This is a genomic window from Halomonas sp. ML-15, from assembly GCF_014779595.1.
Lineage (GTDB): Bacteria > Pseudomonadota > Gammaproteobacteria > Pseudomonadales > Halomonadaceae > Franzmannia.
The window spans coordinates 37,978-56,025 of the sequence record NZ_JACXZT010000002.1 but is presented as its reverse complement, the minus strand read 5'-3'; the positions used below and the strand labels follow the sequence as shown (position 1 = coordinate 56,025).

Genomic DNA, 18,048 nt, shown 5'->3' with positions numbered 1-18,048 from the left:
CCGTTACTCGAAGACGCGGTCGATAACCACCGACACCGCATCGCCGTCGGTAGCACCCACCGGCACGGCGTCGTGGTCGCCGAACAGGTCGCCAGGCTGCGGCGTAGCTTGACCGCTGGGCGACACCCGCACCATCAGCCGCACCTGATTGACCTGGGAAATCCGCCCCTGGTCGCTCATGGCGTTGGCATCGCTCAAGGTCACCGAAGTCGGCAGCTCGCCTACCAGCAGCTGTGCCACCGCCAGCGGCGGCCCTTCACCCTCGGGGTCGTGGGCCACCACGAATACCGTGGCCTCATCGTCGACCTGGTCGCGCAGGGCGTCATCGAGGCTCACCTCGACGCGTACCCCCGGCCCTTCGGCGAGATCTGCCTCGATCTCTTCATCCGAGTACCCCAGACGCTCCTGGGCGGCGGCGATACCTTCGCGCAGGGCCGCCGCGGAACCCGGGTCGTCGTAGCCGGCGATGGCGCGGCGCCAGTGATCGATGGCGTCCTCATAGCGCCCCTCGTCAAAGGCGTTGATCCCCAGCATGCCCAGCACGGTGGGCTGACGCGGGTCGAGCTCAAGGGTTTCGTCGACCAGGGCACGCACCTCGTCGTTCATCTGACGCTGGGCGATAAAGAACTGCAGCTGTGCCTTCTGAGCCAGCAGCGAAGGCTCGCGACCCTCCATCTCGATCAGACGCTCCAGGGCATCCAGCGCTTCGGCGGGGCGGTTGGCGTCGCGGTAGAGCGGAAACAGCGAGTACCAGACGTTGACGTTACCCGGCTGACGCGCGGCCTCCTCTTCGAGGCGTTCGATCATCATCTCGCGGGACCCCTGGGGGTGCTCGCGAACCTCCTGCTGGGCGGCGTGCAGGGTGAGGTCCCCCTCGGCGCCCTCGCGCTGGTACCAGACCACGCTGGCGATCACCACCAGCACCAGCAGTACCGGCACCACGATTCGCCCATCGGCGGCGGCCTTGAGCGGCGCCCGCTTGAGGTTTTCGGTGTCCTCGAGCAGGCTGCGCTCGAGGTCGAGACGGTCCTCGTCGAAGCGCGCCTGATCGATGTCACCGCGATCACGTGCCGCTTCCAGCGAAGCCAGGCGACGCTGATAGATCGCCACGTTCTGCTCGGCGGTGCGGTCATTGACCTCGAATTCGTCCTGGGCCTCGCGCAGCGGGCCAGCGCCGCGCAGCGGCGCGATCAGCAGCCAGGCGGCGGGCAGCAGCAGCAGGGCAAAGGCGGCCCACAGTAACGTCATGATGTCCTCTCGCGGTTGATCAGCTCATCGAGGCGCGCGCGCTCCTCGGCGGATAGCGCTTGCGCCGAGGCCGTGCGCCGACGCCGCACGATTACTACCACCAGCACGCCGCCGAGCACCACCAGGGTGCCGGGCAGGCCCCACAGCAGCAGGGTGCGCCCCTCGAGACGCGGGTTGTAGAGCACATAGTCGCCGAAGCGCGTGGTCATATGATCGAGAATCTCGATATCCGAACGGCCGTCCTGGAGCAGCACATAGACCTGCTCGCGCATATCACCGGAGATCGGCGCATCGGAGTCGTCAATCGCCTGGTTCTCGCACAGCGGACAGCGCAGCGAGGCGGTCAGGCTCTTGTAGCGCTGCTCCATGACCGGGTCATCGAACTCGCGCAGCTCGATACCGCCCGCCCAGCTCAGGCCAGCGATCAGGGTCAGTACCAAGACCAGCGTAGCGTGTCGGATCACTGCCATTTTTCCACCTCCGGCAAGATATGGTCGCGGACGTCACTGGGGTCGATATAGCCGGTATGGTGATAGCGGATCACTCCGTCACGATCGACCAGAAACGTCTCGGGCGCACCGTAGACGCCCAGATCGAAGCCCAGCGTCCCCTCAGGGTCGAAGATATTGACCTCGAAGGGGTTGCCGAACTCCTCGAGAAAGCCGAGCCCCTTGTCGCGGGTATCACGGTAGTTGACCCCCACCAGACGCACCCCGCGGTCGGCGAGGTCGAGCAGTTGCGGCATCTCCTGCTTGCAGGCCGGGCACCATTCGCCCCACACATTGACCAGGGTGACTTCGCCCTGGAACAGCGAGGGGTCGACGCGCCTCTCAGGATCCTCGAGGGTGACCATGTCGAAGCTCGGGAACTCCCGGGCCAGCAGCGCCGAGTCGCGATGGAACGGGTCCAGCGACAGGCCGCGATACAGGAACACGCCGAGGATCATGAAGATCAGCAGCGGCAGCAGCAGGATCAGGCGGCGGTTCATGCGTGCGCCTCCCGGGCGGCCACCTTAGGCGCCTCGGCGCTACGCCGACGCCGGTAGCGGCGATCGGCGATGGCGAGGATACCGCCGGCACCCATCAGCAGGGCGCCGAGCCACAGCCAGCGTACGAACGGCTTGTACTGAATGCGCATCGCCCAGTCGTCGCCATCGAGCTCTTCACCCATCGCCACGTAGAGGTCGCGGAAGAAGCCCGGGCGCAGCGCCACCTGGGTCATCGGCATGCCGCGGGCGATGTACAGGCGCTTCTCGGGGCGCATCTCGAAGCTGCGCTCGCTGCCCACCCGATTGACTTCGATGGTGGCGGTATCGGCCAGGAAGTTGGGGCCGCGACGCGCCTGCAGGTTGGTCATGGTGAACTCGTAGCCGGCCACCTGCACGGTGTCGCCCGGCCCCATGCGCACGCTGCGCTCGATATTGTAGTGCGAGACCACTGTCACCCCGACGATGGTCACCGCCACCCCCAGATGGCCGAGCTGCATGCCCCAGTAGGCCAGCGACAGCTTCTTGAGACCGGCGCCGAACGAACTGGCGTTGCGCGTCTTGTCAATCAGATCGCGGAACATCGGCAGCACGATCCACAGTGCGGTGATCAGGCCGATCGCCACCCACAGGTTCCAGTGATCGGCGAAGATCAGCGGCAGCGAGGCGCCTAGCACCAGCGCCGCCACGCCGGCGACTGCGACGCGCCGGCCCAGATCGCGGGCCGACATGCTCTTCCAGCGCGCCCCGGGGCCGAGCCCCATAAAGACGCACATCAGCACCGTCAGCGGCACGAACAGGGCGTTGAAGTAGGGCGGGCCGACGCTGATCTTGCCGAAGCCCAGGGCGTCGAGCAGCAGCGGGTAGACGGTGCCCAGCAGCACGGTGACGGTGATGATCACCAGCAGGATGTTGTTGATCAGCAGCAGGGCGTCACGGGAGACCCAGTTGAAGCCCACGGTGTGACTGACCCGGGGCGCGCGCAGGGCGAAGATCAGCAGCGACACCCCCACGGTGATGGTCAGCAGCATCAGAATGAAGAAGCCGCGGGACGGATCGTTGGCGAAGGCGTGCACCGAGGTCAATACGCCGGAGCGCACCAGGAAGGTGCCCAGCAGCGACAGCGAGAAGGTAGTGATCGCCAGCAGCACCGTCCAGCTCTTGAACGAGCCGCGCTTCTCGGTCACCGCCAGCGAGTGCATCAGCGCGGTGCCGGTCAGCCACGGCAGCAGCGAGGCGTTCTCCACCGGATCCCAGAACCACCAGCCGCCCCAGCCGAGCTCGTAGTAGGCCCACCAGCTGCCCAGCGCGATGCCCACGGTGAGAAAGGCCCAGGCCAGGTTGGTCCAGGGCCGCGCCCAGCGGGTCCAGGCGGCGTCCAGGCGGCCGCCGAGCAGCGCGGCGATGGCGAAGGCGAAGACCACCGAGAAGCCCACGTAGCCCATGTAGAGCATCGGCGGGTGGATGATCAGGCCGAAGTCCTGCAGCAGCGGATTGAGGTCGGCGCCGTCGGAGGGAATATTGGGCAGCAGCCGCTCGAAGGGGTTGGACGTGGCCAGGATGAACAGCAGGAAGCCGACGCAGACCAGGCCCATCACCCCCAGCACCCGCGCCACCATGTCTTCGGGCAGGTCGCGGGAAAAACGGCTGGCGGCAAAGCCCCAGCCCGCCAGCATCAGGCTCCACAGCAGCACCGAGCCCTCATGATTGCCCCACACCGCGCTGAACTTGTAGTACCACGGCAGCATCGAGTTGGAGTTGTTGGCGACGTTGGCGACGCTGAAGTCATCGAGCATATAGCTGGTGGTGAGGCAGGCGTAGGCAATCGCCACGAACAGGAACTGGCCGGCGGCCATCGGCCGCGCGAAGGCCATCCACAGCGGACGCCGCGTGGCGGCACCCGCCAGCGGCAGGGTGCCCTGAACGATGGCCAGCAGCAGCGCAATCACCAGCGCGAAGTGGCCGATTTCGGGAATCATCTTGATCAGCATGGCGGCTCCGGATCAGTACTGGCTCGCGCCGTTATCGTCAGCATACTCGCCCTGGGCTTCGAGTCGTTTGCCGACTTCGGCGGCCTTGGCCTGGAAGTCGGCCGGTGAGTAACCCGCCTCCTCCAGCGCCTGGGCGACCTCCGGCGGCATGTAGTTCTCGTCGTGGCGCGCCAATACCTCATTGGCACGGATCCAGCCGTCGGGCTGCAGTTCGCCGACCACCACCACGCCCTGCCCCTCACGGAACAGATCGGGCAGAATGCCGTTGAAGTGCACCCGCACGTCGTCGACGTAGTCGGTCACCGTGAACTCGACGTCGAGGCTATCGGCATTGCGCGATACAGAGCCCTCGCGGACCATTCCCCCGGCGCGAATGGTGCGCTCGTAGGGGGCATCACCGGCAGCGATCTGCACCGGGCTGAAGAACAGGTTGATGTTGCTGCGCAGGGCGAACAGCGTCAGCCCTACGGCAATGGCCGCCAGCGACATCAGCCCGAGGATGATGAAGAGTTTCTGTTTGCGTTTAGGTGTCATCGGCTAGGTTCCTCGCTGGTTCGCTTCCGACACGGCGCTCCCTGCGTTCACGTCGTTGCAGATCACGGATCAATTGGCGGCGTTCGATGCGCGCATGCACTACCGATCCCAGCAGCAGCACCGCGGTCACCGCCCAGGCCGACCACACGTAGGGGGCGTGGCCGCCCATGGCAAAGAACTCCTGGAGTGAAGCGAACGCCATCAGTGTCCCCCTCCGGCCAGGTCACGTACCCAGCGCTTGCGCGACTCGCGACGCAGGATCTCGTTGCGGGTGCGCATCAGTGTCAGGGCGATAAAGAAACTGTAGAAGCCCAGCACCATCAGCAGCAGCGGTGCCCACATATCCATCGGCATCGCCACACGACCGGTGACCGTGAAGGTGGCCGGCTGATGCAGCGTGTGCCACCACTCCACCGAATACTTGATGATCGGGATATTGATCACCCCGACCATGGCCAGCACCGAGGCGGCCCGTGAGCCGCTGTCGCGGCTGGCGAAGGCGCCGCGCAGAGCGATCACGCCAAAATAGAGGAACAGTAGAATCAGCATCGAGGTCAGGCGCGCGTCCCACATCCACCAGGTGCCCCAGGTGGGGACGCCCCATACCGCCCCCGAGAACAGCGCGATAAAAGTCATCGCTGCGCCCAGCGGGGCCATCACCGCGGCGGCCATGTCGGCGATCTTGATCTTCCATACCATGAACACCACCGCCGCGACCGCCATGCTGACGAAGATCGACTGCGCCAGGAATGCCGCCGGCACATGGACATAGATGATCCGAAAGCTGTTGCCCTGCTGGTAGTCGGCCGGGGCAAAGGCCAGGCCCCAGATGGTACCGACCATGATCAGCGCCGCGGCTGCGACCCAGAAAAAGGGCTGAAGCCTGGCGCTGATGGCGTAGAACCACTTGGGGGAACGCAACTTGTTAATAAAGGCCCACATGCCTCTCAACCTCTCAACCGTTGATACTGATACGCAGTGACGCGGCAATCGCCCAGGGCGCCAGCATCAGCGCGCCGGCCAGCAGTGCGCCGAGAATCGCCAGGTGCGCAGCCAGCGCATCGCCCAGCAGCGCCGCCTGCACGGCGCCGGTGCCGAAGATCAGCACCGGCACATAGAGCGGCAGTACCAGCAGCGACAGCAGCACGCCGCCGCGCGCCAGTCCCACCGTCAGCGCCGCACCGATGGCACCGATCAGACTCAGGCTGGCCGTCCCTAGCGCCAGCGACAACATCAAGATGCCGTAGCTGCCGGCCGGCAGCGCCAGGGTAATCCCCAGCAGCGGCGCCATCAGCGCCAGTGGCAGGCCGGTCAGCAGCCAGTGTACCGCCACCTTGGCCATTACCATCAGCGCCAGCGGTTGCGGTGCCAGCAGCATCTGCTCGAGGCAACCATCCTCGAAGTCGGCGCGAAACAGCGAATCCAGCGACAGCAGCGTTGCCAGCAGCGCCGCCACCCACAGCAACCCTGGCGCAATCGTCGCCAGCAGTGCCGCGTCCGGTGAGATACCCAGCGGAAACAGCGTGATCACCAGGGCGAAGAACACCAGCGGGTTCATTACCTCACTGCGGCGACGCATCAATAGCGTCAGATCCCGGCGCAAGGTCGCCGCTAGTGCGACCCCCAGGCCGCCGCGGGGTTCCGTCACCGCCAGGCGCTCAGCGTGCTGCATCGACACTGCCTCCTTCACCGAGGCGTACGCGGCGGATCTCGCCGAGAGGCGCCAGGTCGTGGTGGGTGGTGAGTATCACGCTCCCACCCCGCGCGGCGTGGGAGAGTAGCCGGCGCTCCAGCGCCGCCACACCGTCCTTGTCGATGGCGGTGAAGGGCTCGTCGAGCACCCACAGCAGCCGCGGAATCAGGATCAGCCTGGCCAGCGCCACACGCCGCTGCTGGCCTGCCGAGAGCTGCGCGCAGGGCACGTCTTCGAAGCCCATCAGGCCGATCTCGGCCAACGCCGCCATGCGTGACTGGTGGTCGCCCGCTTCACCGGCGAGCGCCTGGTGCCAGCGCAGATTCTCCAGCGCCGTGAGTGCGCCCTTGATGCCCGGCGCGTGCCCCAGGTAGAGCAAGTTGGCGAGAAACGCATCCCGGGCCTCGTGCATCGGCACGTCATCCCAGTAGAGTTCACCCTGATAGTCGCCGAGCTGTCCCGAAAGAATCTTCAGCAGCGTGGTCTTGCCGCTGCCGTTGGGGCCTTCGATACGCACGATCTGCCCCGGCCCTATCTCGAGTTCGAGGTCGTCAAACAGCACACGGTCATCGCGTTCACAGGCCAGTCGGCGGGCTTGCAGGCGGAAGCTCAAGGCTCCTTTTACCGCACTCTGCACCGCGGTCTCCCAGCATCGATTATTGGCTCGGCACTCTACACGGAATGGCCTAATGCGGCTAGCGCCCGCCATGCGTCAGCCGGTCGCATCGGGAGCTGTCTTGACCTCAATCAAGCGCAGTCAAAAGAGCGCTAGCACTTGCGACTGGCGCCGCCCTTGCTATGATGCAGAAGTGCTGTAAAAAACAACAGGTATTAGCACCCCCATTCTGGAGGGAGAAAGACCATGCTCCACACTGCACCGCACTACCTGCATCGCTTACCCAACCTGCCCATGGCAGAATCCTGGGAAGCCCTCGATGCCAGTGAGCTTGGCGAGCTTGTCGAGGTCCCGCTGCTCGGCAAGGTCTCGGCTGGCATGCCCATCGAAGCCTGCACCGATACCGCCAGCGTCTATGTGCCGTCGAGCATGGTGCGTCGTAATACCTACGCCCTGCGGGTGTGCGGCGACTCGATGATCGACTGCAATATCTTCGACGGCGACGTGATCATCATCGAACGCCAGGAGAGCGCCGAAAACGGCGAAACCGCAGTGGTCATGATCAACGATCAGGAGGTTACCCTGAAGAAGCTGTATATCGAGAAGGCCGGCGTGCGCCTGCAACCCGCCAACGAGAGCATGGCGCCGATCTTCCTCAAGAACGACGATATCAAGGTGCTGGGGATGGTGATGGGCGTGATGCGCCAGCCCACCCACGTGATGTGATGGGCTACCCGGTTCCCGATCTTGAGGCGGGCGACTGGCACGCGAGCGAGCTGGAGGTTGAAAAGAGCCGCTTTATCAGCTGGCTGTGCCATGCCCCGAGCGTCCAGGCCTTCGAATCGCTGCTGGCCGCCGCGCGCCAGGCCCATCCCGGTGCCAGCCACCACTGCAGCGCCTTCATCGCCGGCCCGCCCGGCGAACAGCAGGCGATCGGTTTCTCCGATGACGGCGAGCCCGGCGGTACCGCCGGACGGCCGATGTTCCAGGTCCTGGAGGGCGCCGGCATTGGCCAGGTGGGGTGCGTGGTCATCCGTTACTTCGGCGGTACCAAGCTGGGCACCGGCGGGTTGGCCCGTGCTTACTCCCAGGCCGTGGCACTGGGCCTCGAGCGGCTGCCGCAGCGAGACTTCATCCCCCGCCGTCCCCTCCTGCTCGGCGTCGACTTCGCCGGTGAGGCCGAGGCCCGCAGCTGGCTCGCCGAGCGCCAGATTCCCATTCAGGGGGCCGACTACCAGGCCTCGGGGGTGACCCTCCAGGTCGGCTGGCCCGTCGACGAACACCAGGATCGCCTCGGCGACCTGGCCTCGCGGCTCAAGGGACGGCTCACCATCACACCCTGAGCCTACTTGCAGCTGCCCATGGCCACCTGATACGAGCGGTCGATATGGTCTTCGAGTAGCCCTCGCGCCGCCTTGACGTCTCGCTCCAGCGCCAGCTCAACCAGCTCACCGTGCTGTGCGTCGAGGATCTTGCGCACCTCGGGCGCGCCGGGCGCCATACGCCGGTAGCGGTCGAACTGGTCGTGCAGCTGGTCGATAAAGCGCAGCAGCCAAACCGACCCACAGGGCGCCACCAGGGTGCTGTGAAAGCGGGTATGCAGCTGTTCCCACTCGTCGACCTTGGTCGGCGATAGATCTGCCCGCTTGAGGCGATGCGCAGCGGCCAGCAGCTCAGATTCCCACTCGGCGTCGCCGTTGAGGATCGCGCGCTCGAGCGCCATGCCTTCCAGTTCGCGACGCATGCCGGCGACGTCGTCGAGCTCGCGCCGATCCAGCCGCGGCACCCGAAAACCGCGCTGGTTTTCCTGCACCAGCAGTCCGTAGGCGGCGAGGCGATTGAGCGCCTCGCGCAGCGGGCTCAGCCCCACCTTGTACTGCTCCTTGAGACCATTGATGGCCACCTTTTCGCCGGCGGCGAAGCGGCCGTTGACCAGGTCGTGACGCATGGCGTCGAACACCCGACTGGCGGTAGTTGCACTCTGTTTGCGTTGCGGGACGTCCATTCTCGCCTCCATGGAAAGACCACTCATTACCACAAAGCTTGACGCATCCTGGAAGAACAATCTACGTTCTAAGCACAATAATCGATTTTATAACAACAAGACGATTAGCAATGAAAAAATACGATAATTCCTCGCTATGCTCCACTCGACCTGTTTAAAAGCCCATTGCCACCTGGCCACACCCTGGTTGGGCACATCCGCCACAGCCAGCACTGATGACGACATCTTCACCATGCTGCACGGTAGGCCGACGACAACATCGAAGAATAACTCCCCTCTCAACCACCGCGCCCGCCACCGACGGCGGGCGCACCAACCCGCAAGGCCCCCTTCATGAGCCAAGACAACTACGTGTTTACGCCTCCTAAGCCGGCCAGCCTACCCGTTGCCGGCGGCGATGAGCGCTTCCCGATACGCCGCGTGTACTGCGTGGGCCGCAACTACGCTGCCCACGCCGTCGAGATGGGGCACGACCCTGACAAGGAGCCGCCGTTCTTCTTCCAGAAGAACCCCGACAACGTCACCCTCGGCGGCGATTTCACGCTCCCCGCGCACTCCCAGGAGGTGCACTACGAGATCGAACTCGTGGTCGCGATCGGCAAGGGCGGGCGCGATATTTCCACCCAGGATGCCATGTCCCACGTATACGGCTATGCCGTGGGCCTCGACATGACCCTGCGTGACCTGCAGAGCCAAGCCAAGAAGATGGGTCGCCCCTGGGAGATCGGCAAGGCCTTCGAGAAATCGGCGCCGTGCAGCCCGATCGTCAGGAAAGAGAGCGTCGACGTCGACAACGGCGCCGTCTGGCTCAAGGTCAATGGTGATATAAAGCAGGAGGGGGATCTCAATCAACTGATCTGGAAGATACCCGAAGTCATCGAGCACCTGTCCGGGGTGTTCGAGCTGGCGCCCGGCGATATCATCATGACCGGCACCCCCGCCGGCGTGGGGGCCGTCAAGAAGGGCGACACGCTGCAGGGCCACGTCGACGGCGTCGGTGACATTCACCTCAAGGTCGTCTGATATCAGCGAGGCTGGCCTCGGCCAGCCTCGCCTGTTTCAGCGCCTGCCGTACCTCCTCGCCGCTACCTGCAGCCCGCTAGCCTGCTTATTTCAGCACGTCGACTCGGCCCCCCGTCTATTGACTCCTCTCGAGAAGTAGCACTATAGTCAGTATCAAATAATCGATTTTTAATTCACAAGACGATTGGCTATGACAAAATCAACCATCAAGAAGCCATCAACGATGTTGAACTGCAGGCCTCAAGCATGAGCCTCTCGACACCCCCAAGTCGCGATGCCAGCCAGCGAGACCTTTTCATGGCATTCCTGCGCATCGGCCTGCTCGGCTTCGGTGGCGGCCCGTCGATGATCCCCCTCGTCCAGCAGGAGGTGGTCAAGCGCCACGCCTGGCTGAGTGACGAAGAGTTCGCCGACATCCTGGCCATCGCCAACACCCTGCCCGGCCCCATCGCCACCAAGATGCCCGGCTATATCGGCTATCGCGTCGGCGGCGTGACCGGCTGCATCAACGCCGTGCTGGCAGTCATCCTGCCGACCATTGTCGCCATGATTGCGCTGCTCGGCGTGTTCAGCCGCTATCGCGACGTGGCCTGGATCCAGGGCATGGGCCAGGGCGTGGTGCCGGTGGTGATGGTGATGATGGGACAGCTGGCCTGGGACTTCCTCAACAAGTCTCAGTTGGTGCTGGGCTGGCTCGTCAGCCTGGCCATGGCGGCGGTGGCCGGCATGCTGATCTATCTGCTCGGCGTGCATCCCGGCTGGGTCATCGGCGGCATCCTGGCCGCGGCGCTGCTGCGCCCGACGCCCAAGGAGGCCACCTCATGATCTATTGGGAGCTGTTCCTGGCCTTCTTCATCCCCAACATCATCGGCTACGGCGGCGGCCCGGCGATCATTCCGCTGATCGAAGCCGAGGTGGTTGGCCGCTACGGCTGGATGGGCGCCCAGGAGTTCGCCGAGACCCTGGCGCTGGGCAACGCCCTGCCCAGCCCCATCGCCACCAAGATGGCCGGCTACGTGGGCTACGACGTGGCCGGCGTGGGCGGCGCCGTGGTCGCGGTATTTGCCACCGTGGTGCCGTCGCTGCTGCTGATGCTCGGCGCCCTGGGGCTGCTCTACCGTCATCGCGAGTCGCCGCGGGTCAAGCGCATGAGCCAGTGGGTACGCCCGGTGATTGCGCTGATGATGGCCTGGCTGACCTGGAGCTTCTTCAACGAGGGGATACAGGGTGCGGGATTACTCCATACTATGCTTATAGCTTGTGCGGCAATAGTCGCGCTATATCGCTATCAAACCCACCCAGCAGCGGTGATCTTGGCCGCTTTAATATATGGAGGATTAGCACTAGGCTAATAATTAATATATCTATTAAAACACAATGATAGTAATAATTTGGCACGCGCTCACAAAAAATGCACTTTCTAAAGTGCATGATGAAAAATCACTTAACAATAGGCATCTTAATATGAAGCGCATTAACATTAATAAATTTCAGATCATAGCGGTTGCGAGTACTATCACGCTTGCAACAACATTCGGAATTACGACCACTGCTTATTCTAGCGACTCTTTTCCTGAGCGTGAAGTGCGCGTGGTTATACCTTATAGTCCTGGCGGAGCTACGGATATTATTTTCCGATTAGCAGGACAAGAAGCTGAGAAGCAATTGTCCGAGTCAATTATTCCAGTCAATATGGCTGGCGCAGGGGCCACTCTTGGTTCGCGTCACGTTAAAGATGCAAGCCCAGATGGTCACACCATTTTAGGCAGCCACGATACTATAGCCACATCGTACCTCTCAGGAGCTGTTGACTATTCATACGACGCTTTTGAGCCTATCTCCCTGCTCACCCAAACGATTAATATGGCAGGGACATATTCAGACCATCCCATTAATAGTGCTGAAGATATTGCTCAATACGTTGCTGACAACCCAGGCGAAGTCACTTTCAGTATGACGCCGAGCTCTACTGATCACTTCTTCTGGGCACAATTTTTCAATACTGTCGGGATCTCAATGGAAGACGTCCGACTGGTTGGATACCCAGGTACCAGCGACCAAGTTGAAGCTCTTCTTGCTCAAGAAATTGATTTTGCAATGCTGGATATGCCAACCGCCGTATCCTTTTTTGAATCTGGTGATTTAAAATCGCTCGGCGTGGCACATGACGAAAGGCTAAGCAACCTTCCGGACACACCTACGTTTCAGGAACTAGGTATTGATATGGTCCACTATACCAACCGTGGACTCTTTGCCCCAAAAGGCACCCCTGAAGGTATTCTTTCGATTTTAGAAGCTGCTTTTGAAACAGCAATGGCCAATGAGGCGCTACAGGAACGGATAGAAAATGAACTTGGCTCTATAGTTAATTTTCTCCCTAGAGAAGAATATCTTCAATATCTTGATCAGAGCCAAGAAGATCTAGGCGCAGCAGCTAGAACAATTGGGTTTGACGAGTAAACAATTTCGCGACCAATATTTATCCTAATAAATATTGGTCGCGAGCACCGACTCATTGCGAGAACAAGCATGATCACTAAAGACCGCTTCCTTTCTGTGGTAATGCTACTCATCGTAGCTATATTACTGTATGAGTCAGGCAACATCCCTGACAAAACAAGCTGGCAACCACATGGCTCAGCATTTTTTCCACGAATCTTACTGTATATGATAGCAGGAATGTCCTTGTTGATCTTTGTAAAATCGCTGGTAATAGAAAACGGCATAAAAAAATTTAACTTAAGGGATGTAGAAAAGATTTTTGATGGAAAGGCTAAATGCATCTCAGTTTTTGCATTTTTTGGAATATATGCATTATTACTTCCATATTTCGGCTACGTAATAGCGACAATACTTTTCATGGTCTCAACGCAAACTGTTTTAATGGGTTGCAATACAAAAAAGAAAATAGCAACCATCATATTAACGTCGCTCATCTTTGTCCCAACAATCTATTTCATTTTTAGATACGGCCTTAGAATCTGGCTTCCATAAAAGGACGAAGCGATGACTAGCTCAATTATACAGTCTTTCCTAGAAATTGGTGATTTTCAAACTTTGTCGCTAATTATAATCGGCGTGATATTTGGCATAATTGGTGGAAGCATACCTGGATTCACCATCACAATGGCAATACTGGTGGTATTTCCTTTCACATTTGCTATGAGTTCCATCGATGCAATTGCATTAATGACAGCAGTTTTGGTTGGTGGTTACTCTGGAGGAATTGTCTCCGGAATCATGCTAGGGATACCTGGCACGCCATCTTCAATAACTACGGTATATGATGGATATCCGATGGCACAAAAAGGGGAGCCTGGGAGAGCACTTGGAATTGGTATGGCTGCATCTTTTTTTGGAGCCATAATTGGATGCATCATCTTAATAATATTCGGTCCTTTTATCGCCAAATATAGCATGAACTTCAGGCCTTGGGAGATCACGGGACTTATTTTATTTGCCCTTACACTTGTTGCAGGTTTATCCAGCGGGCAAATAGTCAAAGGGATCCTAGCTGCAACTATTGGCATATTTATTACTACAATTGGCTATGATAGGAATAGCAATACAAGGTTTGATTTTGGATTATCTCAACTTTCTTCAGGTTTTGAAATGCTGCCAGTTATGATAGGTGTTTTTGCTTTTACTCAACTAATGGAGAACATTGAGCAAGGGAATAATAAAAGCAAGAAAAAAGGCAATGACGTTAGTGTTTCATTTCCGATGTCATTAATATTAAAAGACATGTCACTGCAAAAAATTAATGTGATTCGCTCATCAATAATTGGCAGCCTTATTGGAGCATTACCAGGCACCGGTGGTACAGTCGCAAATTTTATTAGTTACGACCAAGCAAAAAAAGCTTCTAAACAACCTGAGAAATTTGGCACTGGTATTGCCGATGGTATTGTCGCATCGGAGGCATCAAATAGCGCATCACCAGGAGGCGCTTTTATTCCAACTCTTGCGTTAGGCATACCTGGCGATTTAACCATGGCAATAATGATGGGAATATTCATCTTACATGGAATTCAACCTGGTCCATTGATGTTTGAACAGAACCCAATACTAGTCGGATCGATTTATGCAACGCTAATTGTGGCTGCTTTCATAACATTAATCAGCCAACTGTTTTTGTGCCGGTGGTTCACTAAAATATCATTAGTTCCACAACCAATTCTAATCCCCATAGTATTAGTACTTTGCGCAATAGGCGCCTTTGCTCTAAACAATAATCTATTTGACATATGGGTGCTCTTTTTCTTTGGGCTGGCTGGATATCTATTAATGAAAGCTGGAGTCCCACTCCCCCCGTTAATACTTGGAGTGGTACTCGGAGAAACACTGGAAAACCAGTTCTTCCGGGCACTTGAGCTCAACAGTAGCCTTACAACATTTTTTACTAGGCCTCTTTCAGCTGCATTTATAGCTCTAACAATTGCTTCTATTATATTTTCTATATATCAGGCAAAATCAATTAAAAGAAAAACTCAAAGCACCAGTGAATAATTTATTTTCTAAAAACCAGTAAAGGATATGCTCCATGAAAAATGACTCTCAATACTACCCGTCAGCATCAAAAAGAGTTGTTACATATGGTCACAGAGGAATGGTGGCAGCTTCGCAAGCGCTTGCCTCTCAAGTTGGTATAGAAACATTAAAAAATGGCGGCAATGCCGTCGACGCAGCTATAGCTACTGCCGCAGCACTTACGGTTGTAGAGCCCACATCCAACGGTCTCGGCAGCGATGTTTTCGCCATCGTATGGATCGATGGCAAGTTGCATGGCCTCAACGCTAGCGGCCCGGCCCCCCAGGCCGCGACTATCGAGGCCATGAAGGCGCTGGGCCACGACAGCATCCCCAGCCACGGTCTGCTGCCGGTCACCGTGCCCGGCGCCCCAGCCGCCTGGGCGGCACTCTCCGAGCGCTTCGGCAAGCTGCCCTTCGCCGACCTTCTGGCACCCGCCGTGGCGCTGGCCGAGGAGGGTTTCCCGATCTCGCCGATCATTCATCAGATGTGGAACGAAGCCTTCCACAGCTATTCGGCTTACGACGACGCCGCCTTCAAGCCGTGGTTCGACACCTTCGCTCCCGAGGGCCGCGCGCCCCAGCCGGGCGAGCGCTGGTCCTCGCCGGGCCATGCCAGCTCGCTGCGTGCCATCGCCGAGACCAAGGGCCGCGCCTTCTACGAGGGCGAGCTTGCCGACAAGCTCGACGCCTTCTCCCGCGAGCACGGCGGCCTGCTGCGCAAGGAGGATCTGGCACGCTTCGAGCCGGAGTGGGTCGATCCGATCAGCGTGCGCTACAAGGGCCACGATATCTGGGAAATTCCGCCCAACGGCAGCGGCCTGATCGTACTTCAGGCGCTGGGCATGCTGGAGCGCATGGGGCCGGAAGGGCGCGACCCGGTAGAGACCCTGCACCGCCGCATCGAGGCCACCAAGCTGGCCTACGTCGACGGCTTTGCCCACGTCACCGAACGTGACGCCATGCGGCCCAGCGTCGAGCAGATGCTCGACGACGGCTACCTCAAGGCGCGCGCCGGACTGATCGGCGAGCAGGCCGTCGACCCGGTGCACGGCAACCCGCTCTCCGGCGGCACGGTCTACCTGGCCACCGCCGATGGCGACGGCAACATGGTGTCGTTCATCCAGAGCAACTTCAAAGGCTTCGGCTCGGGCATCGTGATCCCCGGCACCGGCATCAGCCTGCAGAACCGCGGCTGGTCGTTCTCGCTGGACCCGAACCATCCCAATGCCCTGGCGCCGGGCAAGCGTACCTACCACACCATCATCCCCGGCTTTATCACCAAGGATGGCCAGGCGGTAGGACCGTTCGGGGTAATGGGCGGCTATATGCAGCCTCAGGGGCACGTGCAGGTGGTCACCGCCATGCTCGAGGATCACCTCAACCCCCAGGCGGCGCTCGACATGCCGCGCTGGAAATGGACCAAGGGCAAAACCGTCGAGGTCGAACCGCACTTCCCCGACCACCTCGCCCAGGCGCTAGCGCGTCGCGGCCACGACATCGTTAAGGTCACCGACTCGATCAGCTTCGGTCGTGGCCAAATAATCTTGCGCGATCCAAATACAGGGGTCTTAAACGGCGCTACTGAACCACGAACAGATGGTGCTGTAGTGGCATTCTAACTTTTAATTAATTGATTATAATTCAGCGTAATCGAATTGAATATTTTCTGGAATTGTTTATAAAATTTTGTGGAGGTGTCACCATCATGTAATCGATCCTCTAATAAAAACTTCACAGTATAAGTAAAATGGGGTGGACGGATTCATCTGCCACCCCCTTTTTAGTCACCACCCCTAGATATGGAGCACTGCACGTATTCCCCCGGATATAAAGTTTCCATCAAGACCAATGAAGCTGTACCTCTGGCCGAAAGAAGAGTGACCACTGGAGTATAAAGCGACCCATCAATACGTTTTCGTGAAGGCTAGAAAACCACCCAGCCATAATAGACAAACCATTAAAAAGAGGAATAGAGCGTGTTAGAAAAGACATTTGGAGAACTTTCAGTTAGAAACATTCACAAGTCTCTTAGAAAGGGTAAAATTAAATCCTCAGACTTAATCCGAAACGCAATAGAAAACTACAATAAATACGAAAAATACCACAATGCTTATAAGACCTGGAAGGGTGAAGATACTTTATTGCTTGCTGAATCAGTCGACAAGGTCTTTGCAAGTGGAGGGGATGCCGGAATTTTAATGGGAATTCCTATCTCTGTGAAAGACATTTATGGCGTTCCCGGCTTTCCGACATATGCTGGATCTTATGCACCATTACCGGAGCCTTGGGAAAAAGCCGGACCTATTATTAAGTCACTACAGAATCAATTATCCTGTATTGTAGGAAAAACTCATGCAGTCGAATTTGCTTTTGGAGGGCTGGGGCCTAATGAACACTGGGGGACACCACGAAACCCATGGGATAATAAAACTCACCGCATTACAGGAGGCTCTAGCTCAGGTGCAGGAGTTTCATTAATAAATGGCACTGCCTTAATTGCCTTAGGGACTGATACGGCAGGTTCAATTAGAGTCCCTGCTTCAATGACTGGAGTCGCAGGAATAAAGACTACAATTGGCCGATGGCCTACAGAAAAAATAGTTCCATTGTCTACTACTCTTGACACGCCAGGGTTGTTAGCAAAAAATGTCGACGATTTAGCTTTTGCTTTTGAATCGCTTGACCAACAATTCGCAAAAAAAATGCGAAAAATTCCCTGCAAGCCGAGTTTGTCAGATATCACCTTCGGGGTTCCTGATCAGTTTTTTTGGGATGGCTGTGAACCCGGAATATATGAAACCATAGAACAAGCAATATTAATTCTAGAAAGTGCTGGAGCACGAATCGTCAAACTTAATCTACCCGGCGCTGATGAGGCATATTCTATTTTTAAGCTGGGAGGCTTAGCGACATCCGAACTTTCTTCATTCCTGAACTCTGAACTCCCTGACCGAATCGCATGGTTAGATTCAAATATCGCTAGCCGTATAAAGGCGGCCGACGACACTCCAGCGCGGGAGTATATACAACGGCTAAACTCCTTGAAAAAACTATCATTATCGGCTGATAACTCCCTATGCAAAGTTGATGCATTCTTGACGCCTACGGTTGCTATTAGCCCTCCAAGTCTTGATAGCTTAAAAAGTGCTGAAAACTACAAAGCAGCCAATGTTTTAGCATTGCGCAACACGGTAATCAGCAATTTCATGTCATTATGCGCAATAACATTGCCAGCTGGTAAGGACTCGAATGGCATGCCTGTAGGTCTCCAATTAATGGGCCGTTCATGGAATGATGCTAAATTACTAGCTATTGGACAATCCGTTGAAGATAAGATTGGAACCTCCCGCGCGCTATTAGGGCACATCCCCTCAGAAATAAAAATTTAAAATAGATAATTCAAAACTGCTCGCTTAGCTTA

Annotated in this window: 20 protein-coding genes; 10 read left to right on the top strand and 10 right to left on the bottom strand. The window is 58.1% G+C overall.

Features of this window, described 5'->3' with window-relative positions:
* Positions 1-3 precede the first annotated feature (3 nt).
* The 9 genes from ccmI to ccmA are packed head-to-tail and all read right to left on the bottom strand — an operon-like array spanning position 4 to position 7,064.
* A complete protein-coding gene (gene ccmI / locus IEI94_RS01965) occupies positions 4-1,248 on the bottom strand; it encodes a c-type cytochrome biogenesis protein CcmI (protein WP_191165063.1) in 1,245 nt (414 codons plus the stop codon).
* A complete protein-coding gene (locus IEI94_RS01960; protein ID WP_191165061.1) occupies positions 1,245-1,718 on the bottom strand; it encodes a cytochrome c-type biogenesis protein in 474 nt (157 codons plus the stop codon). The genes ccmI and IEI94_RS01960 overlap by 4 nt, the downstream gene beginning before the upstream one ends.
* Entirely contained in the window at positions 1,709-2,236 is a 528-nt protein-coding gene (locus IEI94_RS01955) for a DsbE family thiol:disulfide interchange protein (protein WP_191165059.1), read from the bottom strand. The genes IEI94_RS01960 and IEI94_RS01955 overlap by 10 nt, the downstream gene beginning before the upstream one ends.
* Complete coding sequence (locus IEI94_RS01950; RefSeq protein ID WP_318153343.1) at positions 2,233-4,224, bottom strand: heme lyase CcmF/NrfE family subunit; 1,992 nt, start codon at positions 4,222-4,224, stop codon at positions 2,233-2,235. Before IEI94_RS01950 ends, IEI94_RS01955 begins: the two co-directional genes overlap by 4 nt.
* A 12-nt stretch (positions 4,225-4,236) precedes the next feature.
* Positions 4,237-4,758: a cytochrome c maturation protein CcmE gene (gene ccmE, locus IEI94_RS01945; protein WP_191165057.1), complete on the bottom strand. Its 522-nt coding sequence runs from the start codon at positions 4,756-4,758 to the stop codon at positions 4,237-4,239.
* Positions 4,748-4,960 (bottom strand): heme exporter protein CcmD, encoded by a 213-nt coding sequence (gene ccmD / locus IEI94_RS01940; protein WP_191165055.1) that lies wholly within the window; start codon positions 4,958-4,960, stop codon positions 4,748-4,750. The genes ccmE and ccmD overlap by 11 nt, the downstream gene beginning before the upstream one ends.
* On the bottom strand, positions 4,960-5,700 hold the full coding sequence (locus IEI94_RS01935) for a heme ABC transporter permease (protein ID WP_191165053.1): 741 nt from the start codon (positions 5,698-5,700) through the stop codon (positions 4,960-4,962). The genes ccmD and IEI94_RS01935 overlap by 1 nt, the downstream gene beginning before the upstream one ends.
* 13 nt (positions 5,701-5,713) lie before the next feature.
* Positions 5,714-6,430, bottom strand: coding sequence for a heme exporter protein CcmB (gene ccmB, locus IEI94_RS01930; protein ID WP_191165051.1), 717 nt, complete (start codon positions 6,428-6,430; stop codon positions 5,714-5,716).
* Positions 6,417-7,064, bottom strand: coding sequence for a cytochrome c biogenesis heme-transporting ATPase CcmA (ccmA, locus tag IEI94_RS01925; RefSeq protein ID WP_191165049.1), 648 nt, complete (start codon positions 7,062-7,064; stop codon positions 6,417-6,419). The genes ccmB and ccmA overlap by 14 nt, the downstream gene beginning before the upstream one ends.
* A 249-nt stretch (positions 7,065-7,313) precedes the next feature.
* Between ccmA and lexA the strand changes: the two genes are divergently transcribed.
* Both lexA and IEI94_RS01915 read left to right on the top strand, forming a co-directional pair.
* Complete coding sequence (lexA, locus tag IEI94_RS01920) at positions 7,314-7,793, top strand: transcriptional repressor LexA (protein WP_191165047.1); 480 nt, start codon at positions 7,314-7,316, stop codon at positions 7,791-7,793.
* Complete coding sequence (locus tag IEI94_RS01915; RefSeq protein ID WP_191165045.1) at positions 7,793-8,410, top strand: IMPACT family protein; 618 nt, start codon at positions 7,793-7,795, stop codon at positions 8,408-8,410. Before lexA ends, IEI94_RS01915 begins: the two co-directional genes overlap by 1 nt.
* Before the next feature lie 2 nt (positions 8,411-8,412).
* On the opposite strand, the gene IEI94_RS01910 is transcribed toward IEI94_RS01915, so the two are convergent.
* The gene (locus IEI94_RS01910; protein WP_191165043.1) at positions 8,413-9,072 is read right to left on the bottom strand and encodes a GntR family transcriptional regulator; all 660 of its coding nucleotides are present in this window, start codon (positions 9,070-9,072) and stop codon (positions 8,413-8,415) included.
* 333 nt (positions 9,073-9,405) lie between these two features.
* Here IEI94_RS01910 and IEI94_RS01905 point away from each other — a divergent pair, with 333 nt between their 5' ends.
* The 8 genes from IEI94_RS01905 (at position 9,406) to IEI94_RS01870 (ending at position 18,016) form a co-directional block, all read left to right on the top strand.
* The gene (locus IEI94_RS01905) at positions 9,406-10,095 is read left to right on the top strand and encodes a fumarylacetoacetate hydrolase family protein (RefSeq protein ID WP_191165042.1); all 690 of its coding nucleotides are present in this window, start codon (positions 9,406-9,408) and stop codon (positions 10,093-10,095) included.
* Between the two features lie 297 nt (positions 10,096-10,392).
* Positions 10,393-10,920 carry a chromate transporter gene (locus IEI94_RS01900; RefSeq protein ID WP_263574599.1) on the top strand — a complete coding sequence of 176 codons (528 nt, stop codon included), beginning with the start codon at positions 10,393-10,395 and terminating at the stop codon, positions 10,918-10,920.
* Positions 10,917-11,447, top strand: coding sequence for a chromate transporter (locus IEI94_RS01895; RefSeq protein ID WP_191165038.1), 531 nt, complete (start codon positions 10,917-10,919; stop codon positions 11,445-11,447). Before IEI94_RS01900 ends, IEI94_RS01895 begins: the two co-directional genes overlap by 4 nt.
* A gap of 112 nt (positions 11,448-11,559) precedes the next feature.
* Positions 11,560-12,555 (top strand): Bug family tripartite tricarboxylate transporter substrate binding protein, encoded by a 996-nt coding sequence (locus tag IEI94_RS01890; RefSeq protein ID WP_191165036.1) that lies wholly within the window; start codon positions 11,560-11,562, stop codon positions 12,553-12,555.
* Between the two features lie 69 nt (positions 12,556-12,624).
* Positions 12,625-13,089, top strand: a complete 465-nt coding sequence (locus tag IEI94_RS01885; protein WP_191165034.1) for a tripartite tricarboxylate transporter TctB family protein — start codon at positions 12,625-12,627, stop codon at positions 13,087-13,089.
* Between the two features lie 12 nt (positions 13,090-13,101).
* Positions 13,102-14,604: a tripartite tricarboxylate transporter permease gene (locus IEI94_RS01880; RefSeq protein WP_191165033.1), complete on the top strand. Its 1,503-nt coding sequence runs from the start codon at positions 13,102-13,104 to the stop codon at positions 14,602-14,604.
* A gap of 34 nt (positions 14,605-14,638) precedes the next feature.
* Positions 14,639-16,246: a gamma-glutamyltransferase family protein gene (locus IEI94_RS01875; protein WP_191165031.1), complete on the top strand. Its 1,608-nt coding sequence runs from the start codon at positions 14,639-14,641 to the stop codon at positions 16,244-16,246.
* A gap of 357 nt (positions 16,247-16,603) precedes the next feature.
* Positions 16,604-18,016, top strand: coding sequence for an amidase (locus tag IEI94_RS01870; protein ID WP_318153342.1), 1,413 nt, complete (start codon positions 16,604-16,606; stop codon positions 18,014-18,016).
* The last annotated feature ends 32 nt before the right edge of the window (positions 18,017-18,048 follow it).